This window comes from Cryobacterium sp. Y62 (assembly GCF_002929785.1).
Lineage (GTDB): Bacteria > Actinomycetota > Actinomycetes > Actinomycetales > Microbacteriaceae > Cryobacterium.
This window is the reverse complement of the sequence record NZ_PJJK01000068.1, coordinates 1-20,010: the sequence shown is the minus strand read 5'-3', so window position 1 is coordinate 20,010 and position 20,010 is coordinate 1. Positions and strand designations below refer to the sequence as shown.

Here is a 20,010-nt window from a genome sequence, read left to right as displayed (position 1 = left end):
ACCCACGCCCGAAAATCAGAAAACCCGCCAAACCGAAATCAAGATTCCTTCAAAGGTCGACCGGTGGATTCAGGCTAAGAGGGCTCCATCAACTTTCCTGACGCAGAGACCATTTTCCGCACCGTCCATGATGCGCTGAATGATCGCCTCAAGCGCATTCCTGATGGCTAGGTTGGCGACCGTTTCTTGGGGATCGCATTCCAGCCAGACCTGATGAGGCAAACCGAGGGTCACGAAAGGGTCAGTGACGAACCCATTCTTATCAAGCGCCTCGACCAGCGACCGTTGCGCATTTCTGACGGCGTCAATGCAGCGTCACTCCGATTGCCGCCGCTCGGCAACGCAAAATCGGCGATCGAGTCATGGGAGATCTTTCGCAGTTTGCAGAATAATGGTGTTGTTCGAGCGGAAACTCGCTTTCAGGTTTCTCTGCCGACTCTAACGGTCGAGAGTGTTGCATATGTTGTGGCCGATTCTCAGGCCGCGTTTGAGCCAGTCCCCACGTCGCGCGTTACGGTGTTGCTACCGAATGTGGCTGCAGTCGCGCTCCGGAAGAGGACACAGTCCCATTGCTGAAGACCCACTGCAAGGTCACCGCGGTCTACCAGAGAATTCGGCTGGGTGAGGGGCATTTCGCGCCTGGTGTGGACACTGCTCCGTCAGGCGATGATCACCGCAGACACGCACGCCAGCAGCGGTGCGGCTTTGAGCATCGTTTCCTCGTACTCTTCCTCCGCAACCGACCAGGCGGTAATACCACCACCCGTGCCGATGGTCGCCATCGTCGGTCCAATCACCAGGCTTCGAATCGTCACGCCCAGGTCGACGCGACCGTCTGCCCCCATATATCCGAAGGTGCCGGCGTAGGGTCCCCGGGCACCTCCTTCGAGTCGATCGATGATGCTCATCGCGCTGTGTTTCGGCGCTCCGGTCATCGACCCGGCCGGCAAACACGCCTCAACGGCGTCTACCCAGGTCAGTTTTGGGTCGATCCTCGCTGAGATGGTGCTCACCAGTTGGTGTACGTTTTGGTAGGACTCCACCCGGAGAAAATCGGGGACCTGCACCGAGCCGGTTTCGGCCACCCGACCCAGATCATTGCGCATCAGATCCACGATCATCACGTTCTCCGCGATCTCTTTGTGATGACCGGCCAGCTCCGTTATGAGCCCGGCATCTTCCTCGGCGTTTCGTCCTCGGGGGCGCGTACCTTTAATAGGTCGGGTGGTCATCGTTCCGTCCGGGCAAACCTCAAGGAACTGCTCGGGGGAGGAACTTAATAGCGCCAAGTCGGCGAAACGGATCAGCGCTCCATGGTGTGCCGGGTTCAGTCGACGCAACCGGCGATAGGTCTGGACCGGGTCCAGTGTTCCCTGGATGGCGATCTCATTGGTCAGGCAGATCTGGTAAGCATCACCCTCCGCGATGGCATCCCGGCATTGTTCGACGAGGTCGACGTACTCCGCGCGGGTATGACGAAGCGAGGCCTTCCTCGGATGCCCGGCCTTCGGGAGCGGCGGTACCGCGCTCCCGACCAGGGATCGGAGGATCACCTGAACGCCCCGGACCCACAGTTCCGCTGACGGAGACTCGGCGGGGACGCGGAGTGACATGGTCGACGTGCGGTGGTCGAAGGCGATAATGCGGTCGGCCCACATTAGGGCAGCGTCGGGCAGGGCAGACGCGTGACACGGCGACCCCACCGTTTTGGCCCCCAGTTCATACCCCAGCCACCCGACCCAGCCGATCCGCAGGCCGCCGACCGGGTCAGCCATCTTGCCGGGTCCTCGAGTGCCGGTCGTTAGCCTGAGCAGGTCGAAGATCGAGCCCTCGAACTTGTCGCTCGTGCCCACTCCCGAGACGCGGATGGTGTCGCCCTCGCCGGACGACGTGACGACCGGGGCTGATTGTGAGGGCAATCCCAGGTAGCTCACTCCGGTCTCAGCTTCGACCCCGCTATCAAGCCAGAATGTATTCTCCTCAAATTGCAGAAGACGCAGGAACACAAGTTCGGGTTCGACCCAGAAGTCCAGAACAATCTCTCGACAGGTCACCGTGTCTGCGGGTTGCCTCAGCCGTTCATTCAACCCGGTCATGATTCCCCCTCTTCAGATGCCACCGTGCATTGCAACCAGATTGTCCCGAGCACTTGCTGGCAGAATGGCGAGGTTTAGGTAAATCCTATCTTCGAGGTACAAGTGCCGTGGCGTGTCGCTTGCCATGAATATGGGACCACCGTAGGCGGTTTTCTGCCAGGTTCATGGGACCACCTGAATGGCCCAGCTATGGGATCACCCGGCGAGTCGTGCTGGGGGGGTTCTTGGGTCAGCTGTTTGATCATAGCGCGAGCATTTTTCGACGTGGAGGTCATCGGCTATGGGATTCAGGGATGTCAGTGTGAATGAGATCAGGGAAGTGCTGCGGGGGTGGCAGCGCGTGGGAGTCGCTGTTGGAGCGGGAGGCGGAGATCGAGGCCTGGGTCGCTGGTGATGGTCGTGACCATCCGGCGCTGTCGATCGTGAAGATCGAGGAATTGTTGGCTCGGTCGGGGTGCATGGTGCCGTATCGAACGTTGCATCGCTTTGTGACGGAACGCTGCGGGTATTGGCTCCGCGACGTCACGGTGCGTGTCGACGATGGGGAGCCGGGCGCGGAGTTGCAGCTCGACTTCGGTAAAATGGGTTTCATCACTGACGCGGGCACTGGGAAGCGCCGGCGGGTGTACGCGCTGATTTTCACGGCCTTGTACTCACGACACATGTTCGTCTGGCTGTCGTACTCGCAGACCCTCGCCGCGGTGATCGCCGGGTGCGAGGCGGCGTGGGCGTTCTTCAATGGGGTTTTCAAGGTCTTGGTCCCCGGATATGTTCCGCGGAACATAGTCCGGCGGTGCTGTCAAGGGCCATGAAGATCGAACACGGTGCGCCGCCCGTGTCAGACACACTCGGACGTTTCGCCGCGGTAGGCCTGCACGAAGCGCATGTGCGAGAACGGGACCGTGACGACGAAGATGTGCAGAACCTGCCGGACCCCGGTGACGATGGCCTCGGCCTGCCCAAAGTCGACCTGGGCGGTGCCGGCCGGCCAGACCAGCTCGGTGAAGCCCTCCCCGGCCTGCCGGTGCTGGCCTTTCCACTTCTTAACGAAGCGTTGCACCGGCGAATAACTGCCGAGATAATCCCGCTCGGCGACCAACCGGTCAAAGACCCGTTGGGCCGTGTGGCGTTGCTTGCGCGGCCGCTGCTGGTCCTCACCCAACCACAGCTCAATGGTGTCTTCGAAGCCGGTCAAGACCGACCCGGCCGGCCGAAGCACGGGCGTCGGGGGCTTCGGCGAGTAGTCCTGCTGAACGGTGTATTTCGTCACCGAATCGCGGCTCACTCCCAACCGTCGGGCGATTTCACGGCCCGCGATTCCGTGGGAGTCGAGAGTTCTGATATTTTCTTGCACGGACATGGGTACCGTCATCTGCTTTCTAGTTCCTTCCGGCGCGACCGCTTGGCAGTAGCTACGCCTTAAGGAACCTATCGAGGGGTGGCGGGCCCATGTCTGCAACACTGTGGATCGGGCCGAGGTCACCGGGTGATCTCAAACTCTGCGCATCCCCGAAACCACCATCGTGGCGGGGAATTGCCTGGCCTGATAATTAGCGCTCTTTCGGCAGGAAACCCGCCACTAACTTGGCAGGAATCCAACGCCGAAACGGCCTACAAGGAATTGATCACACACAGCCTGGCCGGCGATTTCGACGTGCGCGGCTTCAAGTCCCACCCGACGGTGCAGAACTTCAACCCGAGCGACGAGCAGTTCTACCTGCTCTGGGCCGCCCTGCAGAACCTCGGCCTGCCGGCTCTGTGCCACACCGGGCAGACCGGCATCGGCTCTGGCCGGCCCGGCGGCTTCGGCCTCAAGCTCGGGCTGTCCAACCAGATACTGCTCGACAACGTCGCCGCCGACTTTCCCGAGTTGCCGATCATTATGGCGCACCCGAGGGTGCGGTGGCAGGACGAAGCCCTCGCCGTCGCCACCCATAAATAGAACGTCTACATCGACTTGTCCGGCTGGTCGCCCAAGTACTTTCCCGAGAACTTCGTGCGCCAGGCCAAATCTTTTCTGCGGGACAAGGCGCTGTTCGGCAGCGACGTTCCCCTGATCAGCCCCGACCGCTGGCTGAGAGACTTCGCCGTCCTGAACCTCAAAGACAGCATACGGCCGAAAATTCTCAAGAACAACGCCGTGCGTCTGCTCTGACTTGTCGCATGACCGATTCTACCCGAGCGACCAGTTCGGCTACTCGACCCTGCTCAGCGAGAGTGAGCTCGACGTGCTCGGCCAACTGTGGGCGGTGCTCGACGCCGAGGTGCAGCCGCTTCTCGCCGATCACTGGGAGGCTGACGAGTTTCCGTTCGAGATCGTGCCGAAGCTTGTCGACGTGGACCTCGTAAACCGGGGAATCAGCGCGTTCTACGGTGGCTTTCGCAATTTCGAACTGGCCCGCACCGACGCATCCGTTGCCACGTTCTACAACCCGGAGTTTCTCTTCACGCTCACAGAACTCGATCTCTTGTTTGATCGCGACGACCGCGGCTCCTTTCAACATTTCTACACCGAGACGGTCGGCTATATGTTTCTCAAGGTTGTGCAGTGACTTGGCGCCTATAACGATTATGGAGCACCGAATGCCCCGGTACGGTTGTCAGCGCAGCATCTGCGCGGAACCCGACGCTGAGAGGCATTCATGACTGATTCTCGCCCCGATTGTTTCATTCACTCGGTGGGAAAGGCGGTCTCACCCCGGCCGAACACGACTACCTCCGGGAGCTGCTCGGCAAGTTGCTCTACGACTGAATCCACGGATAGAGCAGATGCCCGGCACAGGGCATCCGCTCTTCGGTTGGCGGTTACGTCACGTTGAGGAGCGTTGCACCCTGAACTGCGCGGTGACCGTCCTCAACGTCGCGGGCAAGACCGTCACTCAGAACGGGAAAGCCCCCGGAACACGGCGCATCGTGATCCAGCGTGTCTCGGTGAATGCCTCGATGTTCGCCTCGGCACCGCCCTGCCGCGATCCGGTGCCCGACGCGCCAACCCCGCCAAACGGGGCATTCGCCTCGTCGTTCACGGTCTGGTCGTTGATGTGCACGATGCCCGAAGGAATACGCTGCGCCAACTCAAGCCCGCGCATGGCATCCGACGTCACGATCCCGAGGGACAGGCCGTATTCGCTCGCGCTCGCCAGATGCACTGCCTCGTCGTCAGTGCTGAACTTCACAACAGAGGCAACGGGTCCGAAGACCTCTTCGCAGTAGGCTGGACCGTCCAACGGCGAGTTCGCCAGCACGGTCGGGCGGTAGAACAAGCCGTAATAGCTGCCGCCAGCCTTCAACTCTGCGCCCGCCTCGACGGAGTCCGTGACCAGTCGGTGAATCCGGTCGCGCTGGTTCTCGTCGATGATCGGGCCGAGATGGACCTGGTCGGTCGCCGGGTTGCCCACCGCCATCGACTCAGCCTTCGCGGCAAGCTTTTCGACATACTGGTCGAAGATGCTCTCATGCACGATGTGGCGTCCGATCGACATACAGATCTGACCCTGATGCAGGAAGGAACCCCACGCCGCGAGGTTGACGGCCTTGTCGACATCGGCGTCTTCGAGCACGATGAAGGCCGAGTTGCCCCCGAGTTCGAGGTGAGCGCGCTTGAGGTGCTTGCCGGCGAGTTCGCCAACCGCTCTGCCTGCTTTGGTCGAGCCGGTGAAGGCGATAACCCGGATGTTGGGGTCGGTTACCATCGCCTCGCCGACGTCGGCGCCTCCCGTGACCAACTGCAACACCCCGGCCGGCAGCCCGGCCTCCTCGAAGACGCGCACCATCATCACACCGCCGGTCACCGCGGTACGAGGGTCGGGCTTGAGTACGACCGCATTGCCGAGTGCGAGAGCGGGGGCCACAGCTCGGATTCCCAGGATGATCGGAACGTTGAACGGTGAAACTACACCGACGACCCCGGCCGGAACCCGCTGGGCGATAGAGATTCTGGGTTCTTCGCTCGAGAGGAGCTGGCCGAGCGGATGCGACGGCAGCGCTGCCGCCTCGTAGCATTCCTGGGCACCGACGTGCAGTGCGAACCCTGCAAAGCCCGGCACGCTGCCGGCTTCCCTTACGTTCCAGTCCATGATCTCGTCGGCATGTTTTTCCATGAGCGCTGCCGCCTTGCGCAGCACTCCGGCGCGCACGGGGGGCGGGGTCGCCGCCCATGCCTTCTGGGCAGCTGCTGCGCCGGCGGCGGCCACGGCTACGTCCGCCAGCGTCGCAATTCCTACGCGGCCCAACTCGTGCCCGGTCGCCGGTTCGATGACCGGGATATCGCCGCCGGCTCCCACCGTCCACTCGCCGTTGATGTAGATCTTTCCAGACCAGGCTGCCGGATCGAGAAACAGGTCGGTCGTCGTGTCGTCAGTCGTGAGAGTCATTGTCTCTTCTTCCTCGTTTTGTTGGGATTACTTTTAGGTATGTTCAGATCAGGAGATGTTCTGACACACCGGTGGCGCATACTTTTCGTCGAGCGCCGCCTGGGTCAGACCTATTCAGGGCTGGAACAGCACATCCGGCGTGACGGTCACTTCAAGGACCAGAGCTTCCTGACGGCCCGCCAGAGACGGTGCGACGCGGTCCAAGACCGTCACCAGTTCGGCGTAATCGTCTATTTTCAGCGCTTCCACGCCCAACCCCGCTGCGATGGCAGAAACGGAGACTCCGCCGAAGGACGGCCACGGAGCCGCGCCACCGCGTTGGTCGGCCAGACGGTTCATCACGGCATAGCCGCCGTTATTCAGGACGATGAAGACGACCCCAACCCCGAGATTTGCGGCCGTCCACAGCGACTGAATTGAGTACATCGACGAACCATCGCCGATGATGCCAATGACCGGGCGGTTCGGCTGGGCCATCTTCAGCCCGATGGCAGCCGGCATGGCGAACCCGAGCCCACCCATCGCCGCAGATAGGAAGCCAAACGGCCGACGGGCCGGAATGAGTGCCTCCAGGGCCGGGCGTGAGGAGGGGGATTCCTCAACCACGGTCGTCTCTATCGGAAGGCGTTCTGCGAGAAGCTGAAAAACGTGTGCCGCTCGCAGGGGCTCGTCGGCGACGTGGGGAGCCAGCTGGTAGGTCTCGGCGTGACGCTTCACGTGGTCGGACGCCTGTCCCGCGGGCAGCGGGCTGCGAACTCCGAGCTGGGTGCTGATGGACGAGCACAGGGTGGCAGGGTCGCCAATGATGGAGAGTTCGGCGGGCGACCGGTTCGCCTCCGCGGCATCCGCGGTCACGACGAAGACCCTCATGCCGTCCGGCACAAGTGAACCGGGCTTGTACGGGTACTGGCGCAGGGCTGCGGTACCGACCACGAGGAGAACGTCGTGGTCCTGGAGGGCTTCCCGGACGCGGGGGCGGTCGGCGGGGAGGCTGCCGCGGAACAGCGGATGGTCCTGCGGGAAGCCCGCCCGGGAACCGAACGCCTCCTGCCATACCGGGGCCTGCAGACTTTCTGCGAGCTGCACCAGAGCTGCCCAGCCTGGCTCACTGTCGTTGCCCGAGCCGGCGATGATTGCGGGAGCGGCCGCTTCGCGGAGCGCGGCGACGACGTCCTCGAGCTCCGTCGGGATCCCGCGCGGAGCCGATACGCTGCCGCTCGCGGCTGCCGTTGCGGTCGGATCTGCCGGCTCATCCCAGTCGTCCATCGGGACGATCACGATGACCGGCCCGCTTTCCTGGCGCGCGAGGTGTGTCGCCCGTCGAATGGCCGACGGTACGTCGGCGGCGATGACGGGCGAGATTACGTCCAGCGGATAATCTCCCGCGAGCCCGGCAAGCCGTCCGGCGAGGAAGGGCTCGAGTGCGAGGTGCCGTCGGTCCTGCTGGCCGATGACGACCACCATGGGCGCGCGGTTGACGCGCGCCGTTGCTATCGCCCCGACCGCATTGCCGAAGCCCGCCGTCGTGTGGAGGAGCACGAAGGCCGGCGAGCCGCTACCGAGCGCGTGGCCGGCAGCGATGCCGACCACCGATCCCTCGTGTAGCGCGAGAACAAACCGGATGTCTTTAGGCAGATCCACGAGGAACGGGATTTCCGTTGAGCCGGGGTTCGAGAAGATCGTGGTGAGGCCTTCGGCGCGCATGACGTCGAAACAGGCGTCCCGCACGGTGGCGGCAGCACTCATGATTTGTGGCCCTTCTTCGTTACCGGGATCGGCCCGGAAAGGGTACGGCTCTTCGCCAGCTGGATCTGCTCGTAGACGTACCCGCGCAACTCGTTGAAGCGAGCGCTCGACCGGGTGGTGAGTTGGTCGCGATCAACCGGAAGGTCGATCGTCAGATCTTCCTGAACGACCGTTGGTGAATTCGACAGCACAAGCACCCGTTCGCCCAAGTAGACCGATTCGTCGATGTCGTGCGTGATGAAGATGATCGTCACGCCGAGCTTCTGCCAGATGTGGCGAACTAGGTCCTCCAGATCGGCCCTGGTCTGGGCGTCCACGGCGGCGAACGGCTCATCCATCAGCAAGACCTCTGGCCGGTACGCCACCGCTCGCGCGATCGCGACACGTTGCTGCATTCCGCCGGACAGCTGCCAGGGATAGCTATCCGGCACGTGAGACAACTCGACGGCGGCGAGGGCGTCATCCACGAGCTTCGTGCGTTCGGCGCGTGGGATGCGCTGGTTCTTCAGCGGCAACTCGATGTTGGCGCGAACGCTCATCCACGGCAGAAGGCTGCGACCGTACTCCTGGAAGACGACGGCCATGGAATGAGGCGGCCCGACGACCTTAGTGCCGCGTAGTTCGATCGACCCCGATGTCGGGGCCAGTAGCCCGGCGATGCACTTCAGCAGAGTCGTCTTGCCCGCGCCGGAAGGTCCGACCACGCAGACCAGCTGACCGGGCGCGATATCGAAGGTGAGGTCGCGCACGGCTTCGATCTCGCCGCCTGGCACGGGATAGACCTTTCGCAGTCCCTTCACCGACAGCATCGGGGGCTCCGAGGCTGAGTTGTCCGGGATGCGCTCGCCATCATTGAGTACGTTAACTGGCATGCTGAACCTCTTTCAGGCCGGAGTACCATTTCAGCAACCGGTTTTCGATCGACTTGGAAATCACGGAGAGCGCAAGGCCCAGCAGGCCGAGGACGACGATCCCACTCCACATCTCTGGAATGGCGAACGCACGTTGGAACAGCACGATGGTGAACCCCAGTCCGGAGGAAGATCCGAACATTTCAGAGATGACCATCAGGATTAGTGCGATGGACGTGCTCTGCCTCACCCCGGTCATGATCTGGGGGCTAGCCCCCGGCAGTACCAGATGCCGCAACCGGACAAACCCGGTTATCGAGTACGTCCGGAAGGTATCGCTGAGCACGGGGTCGACGGCTCGCACGCCTTCAATGGTGTTCAGCAGCACCGGCCAGATCGCGCCGGAGATGATCACGATGATTTTCATCTGGTCGTTGATCCCGACCAGCAGCATGAGCAGTGGAACGAGTACTGGCGGAGGAATCGCGCGGAAGAATTCCAGCATCGGCTCGGTGAGGCTGCGGAGCCAGCGCACTGAGCCGATAAGCACGCCGAAGACAACACCCAACAGGATGGTCAAACCGAGTCCGACCAACAAACGAAGGACGCTGGGCACGAAATCCGTTAAGAACCTCTCCCCGGCCCAGACTGCCCAGAACGTTTGCAGGAGTTCGAGCGGCTTGGGCACGAAGAAGTTGGTGGCCCCGAGTGTCAGGACCCACCACAGGGCGATCAGAAGTACGGGCAGGCCGAGGAAATGGAGTACGCGCTTGGGGTATCTCATGTTGTAGCCTCTCCGCGAACCGATGTGTGCCAGGTCAAGACGCGTTTTTCAACCAAGCGCACCACGGTATTGATGAGAACGCCGATAAGGCCGGTCGCGACGATGAGCGCGTACATTTCGGCGACAGCGCCTCCGGACTGGGTCAGTGCGATCTGTTGGCCGAGGCCCGGGGTGCCGATGACCAGTTCGGCCGTAATCGCCAGAATCAGCGCGACTGCAGATGCCAGCCGGATCCCGGTTATGAGGTACGGGAGCGTCGTCGGCCACACGACGTATCGGATCCGAGCCATTCGTCCTAAGCCGTAGCTGCGGGCCGTGTTGTCGGCGACAGGGTCGACATCGGCCACTCCGGAAAGCACCTGGAGCAGCACCTGCCAAAATGACGCGTAGACGATCAGCAGCAGTGAAGATTCGATCTTCAGTCCGAACAGGAGAACCGCCAGCGGGATCAAGGCGACGGAGGGGATGGGCCGAAGAAATTCGATGGTCGAGCGGGTGGCTCGGCGGAGAAAAAGACTGGAGCCGATGAGAAGACCGAGCACGCTGGCCGCGATGATCGAAATCGCGAGGCCCAGCGTCCAGGCTGTCATCGTGTGGGCGACACTGCCCCAGAAACCGGGCTGAAACAGATAGCCGAAGAATTTCGCCATGACCAGGCTGGCCGGTGGCAGGTATCGCTCATTGACCAGGCCGAGCCGTGGAATTGCCTCCCAGGTGACAAGGAATAGCAGGATGCCCGCAGCCCCCAGCGCGGGGCCGTTCAGGTGTTTCATTGACATTCTGCTGTTCCTCATCCGTTCGCAGTGCGCTCTGATACCGATGTGATGGTGCGCTACGGCAGCATCACGCCAAGGTCAGGCGCTGCCGACAGAGTTCCGAACCTGACGGCTGCATCGCCGAGCTTCGTGGCTGCGTCGACGTTGAAGTCAACCCGGAACTCCGGCAGGACCATGTCCGTGAGCTGATCGGCCGTCATCTTCGTGTATGTGGTCACGATCTGGCGCACCTCGTCGGGGTTGGCTTGGGCGTACTCGAGGGACTTGTTCATCGCGGTTTGGAACTTCGTCACGAGGTCAGGATCGTTGCTGATGGTGTCGCCATTCGCGAAATAGCCAGCGATATCGAGGTTGGTGTCGAACGCCGAGAAGTTGTACGAAATTACTCGGGCGCCGTTGGCGACTGCAGAGTCGAGGAAAGGAGCAAGAATCCAGGCCGCATCGACCTGGCTGTTCTCTACTGCTGCCTCGGCATCCGGAAAGCCGACTTCAACGAATTGGATGCCTGAGGAGTCTCCGCCGTCGTCCTCAACGATCTGACGGATCGTCGTGTCGCCGATATTCTGCAGATTGTTGACGGAAACGGTCTTCCCGGCGAGGTCTGCGGCCGACATGATCGGGGAATCCCCGGGAACGATGACCGCTCCGAAGTCGGGCGAGCCGGCCGTCGAGTTGCCGTTGGCGACATAGCGGAGGTCGAGGCCCTGGTCTCTGGCCACCATGACCGAGACCAGGTTGCCGAATGCGAATTCATAGTCGCCCGAGACCACGCCAGGGACGGCGGCGGCGCCGCCGGTGGTGACCTGGACGGTGAGGTCAAGGCCCTCGGCGGAGAAGAAGCCCTTTTCCTTGCCGAGCCAAATCGGTGCGGTGTCGACTATGGGAATGACGCCCACGGTGACGGGGGTGAGTGCGTCGCTTTTGGCTGGTGCAGTGGTGTCGGCACCGGCTGAACAGGCGCTGAGGGCGATGACGGATGCCGCGGCAAGTCCGATCATGAGTATTTTCTTCATGTCACTCCATTGTGTTGTCGTGCAGGTGGTACTTCTGTGGCGGGGCGAGACTCAGTCTTTGGCAACGTCAATTGTTGAAAAGATCGATTGGGTGTCATCGGAGACTAGCCATCCTCATCGGCGGTTAAATAGTTGCTTCCATTCAGTGGAAGTTCTGGTCGGATCGATGTAGCGTGTGGACTAATGAGCGGCAAACCAGCATTGAAGCGCACGGTCGGTGCCGATGCGGGCGGAAATAGCGACGCTGGCAGCAGCGCAGCCGGAACGATTGCGCCCGTCGACGACCGTTCCGTCGCGGCCAGACTCTTCGCCATTCTCGATGCGTTTGCAGCGCCAGCCGGGGCGACGTCGCGCACCCTGACCCTGACGACCATCGCCCAGCGCGCTGGCCTGCCGCTCTCCACCACGCATCGTCTCGTCGCCGAGTGGGTGAGCTGGGGCGGCCTGAGCAAGCACGAGAATGGGCAGTACTCCCTCGGCATGAAGCTGTGGGAGCTCGGGGTGCAAACGCCGACCGCCCGAAACCTGCGCACGATCGCGCTGCCCTACCTGGAAGACCTGTATGAGACGACGCGGGAACACGTGCACCTCGCCATCCTCGACGGGCGCGACGCACTGTATCTGGAGAAGCTCTCGGGCCACCACGCGGTTCGCTTGATCTCGCGGGTCGGCGCTCGCCTACCGCTGCACTCGACCGGGGTGGGGCTGGTGCTGCTGGCGTACGCTCCGACGGACGTGGTGCAGCAGTATCTCGCTGCGAGCCTGGAACGCTTTCTGCCGCGCACGGTCACCGAGCCAGAGGCGGTACGCCAGCGGTTGGCCGAGATCCGGCTGCTCGGCCTGGCCCGCATGTCGGAGGAGATGACGGCAGGGTCGAGCTCGATTGCCGCGCCCATTCGTGACCGCACCGGCCAGGTCGTGGCGGCCGTGTCGATCGTCACTCGCACGACCGACACCGTCGACCCTGAGCAGGAGAGAGCGGTACGACTGGCCGCGCAGGGCGTCAGCCGGGCTCTCGGCTATCGGCGTGCCCAACAGTCGTGAACAATGGCAGATTGTCGACACTTTCACTGAGTGGAAGAAGGGCATCGGACCCCTGACCGGTACAGCACACTGAAGACAACACACCCTGTCATCGTCGCTAGGAGAACCTGTGCCCCACGAAAACACTCGCGTCGCCATCATCGGCGCCGGTCCCGCCGGTCTCTTGCTGGGCTGGGCCCTGCGTGACGCCGGAATCGACTCGATCGTCGTGGAAAATCGTTCGCAGGAGTACGTGCTTAGCCGCATCCGTGCCGGTGTTTTGGAACACGGGTCGGTCGAAACCCTGACCCGGCTCGGACTAGGCGACCGCCTCGCATCCGAGGGCCTGCAGCACGACGGAATCTTTCTGCAATATGCCGGAGAGCGCCACAATGTGAACTTTAACGAGCTGATCGGCCGCACGGTCACCGTGTACGGACAGCAACAGGTCGTCAAAGACCTCGTCACCGCGCACACCGACGCCGGATCGACGATCTATTACGAAGCCTCCGAGGTCGCCGCCCTCGGCCTGACCACCAAGAACCCGAGCGTAACTTTTGTGCATGATGGCGAAACGCACACCATTAACGCTGACTTCGTTGTGGGCGCCGACGGTTTTCACGGCATCTGCCGGGCGTCGATTCCGGCCGATGAGATCACCCTGTTCGATCGCAGCTACCCCTACGCCTGGCTCGGTATCCTGGCCGACGTTGCACCCTCCTCGGACGAGCTCATCTATTCTCTGCACGAAGACGGTTTCGCGATGCTCTCGATGCGTTCGCCGGTCGTCTCCCGCCTCTACCTGCAGGTCGACCCGGCCGACGATATCAAGAACTGGTCCGACGAGTGCATCTGGGAGGCGCTGCACACCCGGCTGGGTACCCCCGGCTGGACCCTGAACGAAGGCCCGATCACCGACAAATCGATCACCCCGATGCGCAGCTTTGTGGCTTCACGCCTGGCCTACGGCAACCTGTTTCTGGTCGGCGACGCCGGCCACATCGTGCCGCCCACCGGTGCGAAGGGTCTCAACTCGGCCATCTCCGACGTCACCCAGCTCGCGAGCGCGCTCACCGCGTTCTACGCCAACGACGAGACGCTTCTGGCCGGCTACAGCGACACCGCGCTGGCGCGGCAGTGGCGGGTGCAGCAGTTCTCCCGTTGGATGACCGAGATGCTGCACACGAGCCCCGGCGACCTGCAGTCCGGCGCTTTCGACTACCGCAGCCAGCTCGGCCAGCTCGACTACGTCACCCATTCGCCGCTCGCCCAGCGCATGCTCGCCGAGCAGTACACCGGCCTCCTGCTCTAATCGATACGAGGACACCATGACTCAGACATCCCCGCGCGCCGGCACCGGCGCGGCAAGCCAGGACGATATCACCGCCGAGATCGAAGCGATCGAAGCGGATGCCGCAGCCCGCGTCGCCGCCGGCGGCTCGCCCGAGCGCCAGCCGCGCCGCGACTACGCCCCGTACCGCAGTTCCGTGCTGCGCCACCCCACCCACGAGCTCGTGCGCGTCGACCCGGAAGAGGTCGAACGGGTCTCACCCGCCTTCGGCCACACCGACGTGAACAGCCTGGAGAGCGACCTCACCATTCAACACTCCGGCGAGCCGATCGGTGAACGGATCACCGTTGGCGGCCGGGTGCTCGACGGCGAGGGCCGCCCGGTGCGACACCAGCTGATCGAACTCTGGCAGGCTAATGCCGGCGGACGCTACGTGCACAAGCGCGATCAGCATCCGGCACCGCTCGACCCCAATTTCACCGGAGTCGGCCGTGCTATCACCGGTGAGAACGGTGAGTACTCGTTCACCACGATCAAACCAGGACCATACCCGTGGAAAAATCACGTCAATGCGTGGCGACCCGCCCATATCCACTTTTCCCTGTTCGGCACCGCGTTCACGCAGCGTCTGATCACCCAGATGTATTTTCCGGGCGACCCGCTGTTCGCGCTCGACCCGATCTACCAGTCGATTGCCTCAGCTGATGCCCGCGCCCGCCTGGTCGGGCAGTACGACCACAGCCTGAGCGTGCCCGAATTCTCGCTCGGCTACACCTGGGATATCGTGCTCACCGGACCCAAATCCACTTGGATGGAAAGCGAAGAAGCCCATGACTGACCTCGTGCGCACCGGATCGATCCCAAGAGTATCCACTTGGATGGAAAGCGAAGAAGCCCATGACTGACCTTGCCGCAGTAGCTGTCGCCGTGCAGACTACCACCCCGCAGAGGCATGCTCTGCAGACCCCGTCGCAGACGATCGGTCCGTTCTACGGCTATGCCCTGCCCTTTGAGGGCGGGCCGGAGCTGGTCCCCGGGTATCATCCCCGTGCCATCCGCTTTCATGGCACCGTCACTGACGGCGCCGGCGAGCCGATTCTCGACGCCCTGCTTGAGATCTGGCAGGCCGACGAGAGCGGCGTGCTCAGCCGCGAACTCGGCAGCATCGACCGCGACGGTTTTACCTTCACCGGCTTCGGTCGCTGTGCGACCACGATCGCCGGCAATTACACCTTCACGACGCTCAAGCCCGGCGCGGCCGGCGCGGCAGCACCTTACATTCTCGTGACGGTGTTTGCTCGTGGAGTCACCCACCACCTGTTCACCCGGGCTTACTTCGCTGAGGACTCCGCCCTACACGCGACCGATGCCGTGCTCAGCAGCCTGCCGGCCGACCGCCGGAACACGCTCATCTGCGTGTCGGAGGGAGTCGTCGCGGGAGCCGAGTCCTACCGCTTCGATATTCACGTGCAGGGCGAGAACGAGACGGTGTTCCTGGACTTCAATGACTGAACCGAACCACACTTTCGATGTCGGACTGCTCAACCCGCTCAGCCACGGCACTCGGGAGTCTGAGCTGACCAGTGATCAGGCCTGGCTGCAGGCGATGGTCGATGCTGAGCTTGCGCTCACGCGAGCGCTTGTCGACGCCGAACTTGCCCCCGAGTGGATGCTCGCGGTCTGCGACGCGCTCGGGGATGCGAGCCAATTCGACCTCGGTGCGATCGCCATCGAGGCCAGGGGCGGCGGCAACCCGGTGATTCCGTTCGTGAAACATCTCGGCCGCGCCGCCGAACGGGTGCGGGCCGGAGCATCCGACCATATTCACGTCGGTGCGACCAGCCAGGATATCCTTGACACGGCCGCGATGATCGTGGCCCGCCGGGTGGCTTGTGATGTCATTGACCAGCTCGATTCCTTCGGCGGGACGCTCGCCGACCTCGCCGAGAAACATCGCGGCACCGTGATGAGCGGTCGTACCCTCGGCCAGCAGGCGTCACCGACGAGTTTCGGCTTTGTCGCGGCTGGCTGGCTCGACGCCGTGCTGCTCATCGTCGCCCGCCTGGATGGCATTCGTGACACCCTGCCCGTGCAACTCGGCGGCGCGGTCGGCAACCTCGCCGTACTCACTGAAATCGCCAGGGCCCGGCGCGGCGAAGCCGATGCCGCCGAGGCACTGGACACGGTCATGGACCGGTTCGCCCACCACGTCGGCTTAATCGTGCCGCGACTCAGCTGGCACACTAACCGGGTCGTCATCTCCGAACTCGCCTCCGTGCTGGCCGCAGCGGCCGGTGTCGCTGGCACCTTTGCCCTCGACGTGTCGGTGCTGTCTCGCACCGAAATTGCCGAGGTCAGCGAACGCCTCGCCCCCGGCGAGGGTGGATCCAGCGCCATGCCGCACAAACGCAATCCGGTGTCGTCCGTGCTGATCACGGCGGCTGCGCTGCAGACGCCGGGACTTGCATCCACTCTCTATGGCAGCATGCTGGCCGAAGACCAGCGTCCGAGCGGGGCCTGGCATGCCGAATGGCAGTCGTTGCGGGTGCTCGAACGGCTCACGATTTCAGCCGTTACCGGTGCCGCGTCGCTCGCCGCTCGCCTCGACGTCGACCCGGATCGCATGCGTGCCAACCTCGACCTCACCGACGGACTCGTGTTCAGCGAGCGAGTCACCACGATTCTGGCCGAAACTGTCGGTAAAACCACCGCCTTCGCGCTGGTCGAGCGTGCTTCGCAGGAAGCATTTGCCACCAACCGGCCGCTGCAGGTGGTGCTGGCGAGCATTCTGATTGCCGAGGGCTGTTCCGACGCCCTGCGTGCGCAGATCTGGGCGGCCTTCAGCTATGAGGGCCAGCCGGGCCAGTCCGCGGCGGGTATCGACCGCGTCGTGCGCAGCTTTCGTCAGCGAATGGATGCCGTTCGACCAGGCGATTCCGTCGACGTGAATGCCAATGCACTCTCGAACAATCGTTAAGGATCTCATGAGCCAGCCCGTCATTCTCTGCACCATCGAGCCGGCGGCCACCGGCGAGGTCAACGCGCCGCTCATTGTTCTCGGCCCCTCGCTCGGCACCACGGCCGACCTCTGGGCGAGCGTCGCGCCGACGCTCGCGGCCACCCACCGGGTGCTTCGCTTCAATCTGCCCGGGCACGGTTTCAGTCCTCGTGCGACGGCATCGTTCACGATCGAGGAGCTCGCCGACGCCGTCGTTGGCCTGGTCGACTCCATGGGCGTCGACAGCTTTCACTACGCCGGAATCTCGCTCGGCGGTGCCATCGGCCTCGCCTTGGCTGTGAACCACCCGAGCCGCCTGACCAGCCTCGCGATGTTCTGCTCCGGCGCTAAAATCGGCACGAACGAGGCCTGGACCGTTCGGGCCGCCGCCGTGCGCGCGAGCGGTACCCCCTCGCTCATCGCCGGCAGCGCCGCCCGCTGGTTTGCCCCCGATTTTCTTGGCCGTGACCCCAAAGCCGGTTCTCATGCGCTCGATCAGCTGCTCGACATCGACGACGAATCCTATGCGCTCGCCTGCGAGGCGCTCGCTATTTTCGATCAAACGGATGCCCTCGGCGGCATCCGCACGTCCGTCCTGTGCGTGTCGGGTGAACTCGATACGGTGACTCCGACCGTGCAGTTGCAGGAACTGGCGGCGCACATTCCCGGCGCCCGGGTCGTGGAGATCGCCGGGGTCGCGCACCTGCCGGCGCTCGAGCAGCCGATTGAGGTTGGCGCGCTGCTGGGGGAGTGGGTAGCCCAGGCTTCGGCTGGATTAGGTCGGGGCGGTGCAACGGTACCTGCCGCGCCGCGACCGGCCGAGCTCCCTTCTCCTGACCGCACCGCGGCAGCCGCTTATGATGACGGCATGCTCGTGCGTCGCGCGGTCCTCGGCGATAAGCACGTCGACGCGGCCACCGCTGCTATCACCCCCGAAACCGCCGTGTTTCAGGACTTCATCACCCGCTATGCCTGGGGCGAAGTGTGGACGCGACCGGGCCTCGACCGCCGTATCCGTAGCTTCTTGACCATCGCCGCTCTCGTGACCGGCGGGCATGAAGGCGAGCTCGCGATGCACGTGCGCGCGGCCCTGACCAACGGGCTGAGCCGGGCCGAGATCAGCGAAGCTATTCTGCACACCGCGATCTATGCGGGCGTTCCCGCGGCCAACGCCGCATTTGCCGTAGCCCGCGATACCTTTGCCGGGCTCGATACGGCTGCTCAAGATTCCACTATTCGGCCAAGCTAAAGGACTACGAACCATGGACAAAACCTATCCCTCCGCCGCGGCCGCCGTCGCTGACATTCCCGACGGGGCCTCGCTGGCCGTCGGTGGCTTCGGTCTGGTCGGCGTGCCGATCGTGCTCATTCGCGCGCTGCTCGCACTCGGCAGCACCAACCTGCACGTCGCCTCGAACAACTGCGGCGTCGACGGCTGGGGGCTTGGTGAACTGCTCCGCGAGGGCCGCATCAGCCGGGTGATCGCCTCTTATATCGGCGAGAACAAGGACTTCGCTCGCCGTTACCTCGGTGGTGAACTTGAGGTTGAACTCACCCCGCAGGGTACCCTGGCCGAGCGGTTGCGGGCCGGCGGCACCGGAATTCCGGCATTCTTCACCGCGAGCGGCGTTGGCACCATGGTCGCCGATGGAGGCCTGCCGTGGCGCTACGGCCCCGACGGTGAGGTGACCGTGTCTTCGCCGCCGAAGGAAACGCGGCGCTTCTCTTCGCTGGGTGGTGAGAAAGAGTACGTGCTCGAAGAGGCCATTATCACCGACTATGCCTTGGTGCGTGCTGCCAAGGGCGACCGGCACGGCAACCTGGTGTTCGAGAAATCGGCCCGTAACTTCAATCCGGTCGCCGGCATGGCCGGCCGCATCACCATCGCCGAGGTTGACGAGCTGGTCGAACCGGGCCAGATAGACCCGGACGCGGTGCACCTCGCCGGCATTTATGTGAACCGCATCGTGCAGCTCGGCGCGGTGGACGCCGCCGAACTGCCGATCGAGAAGATGTCGACGCGGCCGCGGCCTTCGTCTGAAATTGGAGCGAACTGATGACTCTCACGCGCAACGAGATGGCGGCCCGCGCCGCTCAGGAACTAGCCCCCGATTCATATGTTAATTTGGGCATCGGCCTGCCGACGCTCATTCCAAACTTTCTGCCCGACGGTGTGCACGTGGTGCTGCACTCCGAAAACGGGGTGCTCGGTGTTGGACCCTACCCGTGGGAGGGTGAGGCCGACCCCAAGCTCATCAACGCCGGCAAGGAAACCGTCACCGTCAACCCTGGCGCCGCCTACTTCGACTCCGCACAGAGCTTCGGCATGATCCGCGGCGGCCTGATCGACGTGGCCGTGCTCGGCGCCATGCAGGTGAGCGTCGTCGGTGACATCGCCAACTGGGCGGTGCCCGGCAAGATGATCAAGGGCATGGGCGGCGCGATGGACCTCGTGCACGGCGCCGACACCGTGATCGTCGTGATGGAACACGTCACCAAGACCGGCGAGTTCAAGATCAAGCAGGTCTGCGACCTGCCCCTGACCGGCAAGGCCGTCGTGACCCGTGTCATCACCGACCTCGCCGTGATCGACGTCACTCCCGAGGGACTCGTGCTGCGCGAGGTCGCGCCCGGCGTGACCGTCGACGAGGTACAGGCCGCCACCGAGGCGACCCTGCTGGTACCGACCCCGCCGACCACGATCACGACCCTGCTCGGAGCCAACGAATGAGTGAGCTGCGCCAGGTCGCNTGAGACCCACCACACTGCGCCAGGTCGTCATTTGTGAGCCGCTGCGCACCCCGATCGGCCGGTTCGGCGGCGCTTTCAAGACCGTCGCGCCGGCCGACCTGGCGGCGGCGGTCATCGCCGCGCTGATGGAACGCACCGGCCTCGATGGTGCCGTCGTCGATGACGTCATCTTTGGCCAGGCTTATCCCTCGGCCGAGGCCGCGCCGGTCGCTCGGGTTGCCGCGCTTAACGCCGGCCTGCCGGTCACCGTCGGCGGCGTGCAGGTCGACCGCCGCTGTGGCAGCGGACTGCAGGCTATCCTCGACGCC

At 63.6% G+C, this 20,010-nt stretch carries 17 protein-coding genes and 3 pseudogenes; 12 read left to right on the top strand and 8 right to left on the bottom strand.

Annotation, left to right across the window (positions count from 1 at the left end; translation table 11 throughout):
• Positions 1-659: 659 nt before the first annotated feature.
• The gene (gene pabB / locus CXY71_RS02005) at positions 660-2,096 is read right to left on the bottom strand and encodes an aminodeoxychorismate synthase component I (RefSeq protein WP_104134043.1); all 1,437 of its coding nucleotides are present in this window, start codon (positions 2,094-2,096) and stop codon (positions 660-662) included.
• A gap of 353 nt (positions 2,097-2,449) precedes the next feature.
• Here pabB and CXY71_RS02000 point away from each other — a divergent pair, with 353 nt between their 5' ends.
• Positions 2,450-2,908 carry a hypothetical protein gene (locus CXY71_RS02000; protein WP_233198126.1) on the top strand — a complete coding sequence of 153 codons (459 nt, stop codon included), beginning with the start codon at positions 2,450-2,452 and terminating at the stop codon, positions 2,906-2,908.
• A gap of 29 nt (positions 2,909-2,937) precedes the next feature.
• Here the strand turns inward: CXY71_RS02000 and CXY71_RS01995 are convergent.
• Positions 2,938-3,456, bottom strand: a pseudogene (locus CXY71_RS01995) (IS21 family transposase); the annotation flags it as partial.
• A gap of 78 nt (positions 3,457-3,534) precedes the next feature.
• On the opposite strand from CXY71_RS01995, the pseudogene CXY71_RS01990 reads away from it, so the two are divergent.
• Positions 3,535-4,251, top strand: a pseudogene (locus tag CXY71_RS01990) (amidohydrolase family protein).
• A gap of 1 nt (position 4,252) precedes the next feature.
• On the top strand, positions 4,253-4,648 hold the full coding sequence (locus CXY71_RS01985) for a hypothetical protein (RefSeq protein ID WP_104134041.1): 396 nt from the start codon (positions 4,253-4,255) through the stop codon (positions 4,646-4,648).
• A 327-nt stretch (positions 4,649-4,975) separates the two neighbouring features.
• Here the strand turns inward: CXY71_RS01985 and CXY71_RS01980 are convergent, their stop codons facing one another.
• The 6 genes from CXY71_RS01980 to CXY71_RS01955 form a co-directional block, all read right to left on the bottom strand.
• Entirely contained in the window at positions 4,976-6,469 is a 1,494-nt protein-coding gene (locus CXY71_RS01980) for a benzaldehyde dehydrogenase (protein WP_104134040.1), read from the bottom strand.
• A gap of 114 nt (positions 6,470-6,583) precedes the next feature.
• Positions 6,584-8,215 carry a thiamine pyrophosphate-dependent enzyme gene (locus tag CXY71_RS01975; protein WP_104134039.1) on the bottom strand — a complete coding sequence of 544 codons (1,632 nt, stop codon included), beginning with the start codon at positions 8,213-8,215 and terminating at the stop codon, positions 6,584-6,586.
• The gene (locus CXY71_RS01970; RefSeq protein WP_104134044.1) at positions 8,212-9,024 is read right to left on the bottom strand and encodes an ABC transporter ATP-binding protein; all 813 of its coding nucleotides are present in this window, start codon (positions 9,022-9,024) and stop codon (positions 8,212-8,214) included. The genes CXY71_RS01975 and CXY71_RS01970 overlap by 4 nt, the downstream gene beginning before the upstream one ends.
• Before the next feature lie 52 nt (positions 9,025-9,076).
• Positions 9,077-9,850 carry an ABC transporter permease gene (locus tag CXY71_RS01965; RefSeq protein ID WP_104134038.1) on the bottom strand — a complete coding sequence of 258 codons (774 nt, stop codon included), beginning with the start codon at positions 9,848-9,850 and terminating at the stop codon, positions 9,077-9,079.
• Positions 9,847-10,629 carry an ABC transporter permease gene (locus CXY71_RS01960; RefSeq protein WP_233204338.1) on the bottom strand — a complete coding sequence of 261 codons (783 nt, stop codon included), beginning with the start codon at positions 10,627-10,629 and terminating at the stop codon, positions 9,847-9,849. Before CXY71_RS01960 ends, CXY71_RS01965 begins: the two co-directional genes overlap by 4 nt.
• Positions 10,630-10,682: 53 nt before the next feature.
• Positions 10,683-11,639, bottom strand: a complete 957-nt coding sequence (locus tag CXY71_RS01955; RefSeq protein ID WP_104134036.1) for an ABC transporter substrate-binding protein — start codon at positions 11,637-11,639, stop codon at positions 10,683-10,685.
• Between the two features lie 183 nt (positions 11,640-11,822).
• Between CXY71_RS01955 and CXY71_RS01950 the strand changes: the two genes are divergently transcribed.
• The 9 genes and pseudogenes from CXY71_RS01950 to CXY71_RS01910 all read left to right on the top strand — a co-directional run.
• Positions 11,823-12,683, top strand: coding sequence for an IclR family transcriptional regulator (locus CXY71_RS01950; protein WP_104134035.1), 861 nt, complete (start codon positions 11,823-11,825; stop codon positions 12,681-12,683).
• 109 nt (positions 12,684-12,792) lie between these two features.
• The gene (locus CXY71_RS01945) at positions 12,793-13,974 is read left to right on the top strand and encodes a 4-hydroxybenzoate 3-monooxygenase (RefSeq protein WP_104134034.1); all 1,182 of its coding nucleotides are present in this window, start codon (positions 12,793-12,795) and stop codon (positions 13,972-13,974) included.
• 16 nt (positions 13,975-13,990) lie between these two features.
• Positions 13,991-14,791, top strand: coding sequence for a protocatechuate 3,4-dioxygenase subunit beta (gene pcaH / locus CXY71_RS01940; RefSeq protein WP_104134033.1), 801 nt, complete (start codon positions 13,991-13,993; stop codon positions 14,789-14,791).
• Positions 14,792-14,850: 59 nt separating this feature from the next.
• Positions 14,851-15,465, top strand: coding sequence for a protocatechuate 3,4-dioxygenase subunit alpha (pcaG, locus tag CXY71_RS01935; RefSeq protein ID WP_104134032.1), 615 nt, complete (start codon positions 14,851-14,853; stop codon positions 15,463-15,465).
• Positions 15,458-16,930, top strand: a complete 1,473-nt coding sequence (locus tag CXY71_RS01930; RefSeq protein WP_104134031.1) for a lyase family protein — start codon at positions 15,458-15,460, stop codon at positions 16,928-16,930. The genes pcaG and CXY71_RS01930 overlap by 8 nt, the downstream gene beginning before the upstream one ends.
• 7 nt (positions 16,931-16,937) lie before the next feature.
• Entirely contained in the window at positions 16,938-18,200 is a 1,263-nt protein-coding gene (locus CXY71_RS22525; RefSeq protein WP_104134030.1) for an alpha/beta fold hydrolase, read from the top strand.
• Positions 18,201-18,213: 13 nt separating this feature from the next.
• The gene (locus CXY71_RS01920) at positions 18,214-19,008 is read left to right on the top strand and encodes a CoA transferase subunit A (protein WP_104134029.1); all 795 of its coding nucleotides are present in this window, start codon (positions 18,214-18,216) and stop codon (positions 19,006-19,008) included.
• Positions 19,008-19,682, top strand: coding sequence for a 3-oxoacid CoA-transferase subunit B (locus CXY71_RS01915; RefSeq protein WP_104134028.1), 675 nt, complete (start codon positions 19,008-19,010; stop codon positions 19,680-19,682). The genes CXY71_RS01920 and CXY71_RS01915 overlap by 1 nt, the downstream gene beginning before the upstream one ends.
• A 19-nt stretch (positions 19,683-19,701) precedes the next feature.
• Positions 19,702-20,010 (top strand): annotated as a pseudogene (locus tag CXY71_RS01910) (acetyl-CoA C-acyltransferase); the annotation flags it as partial.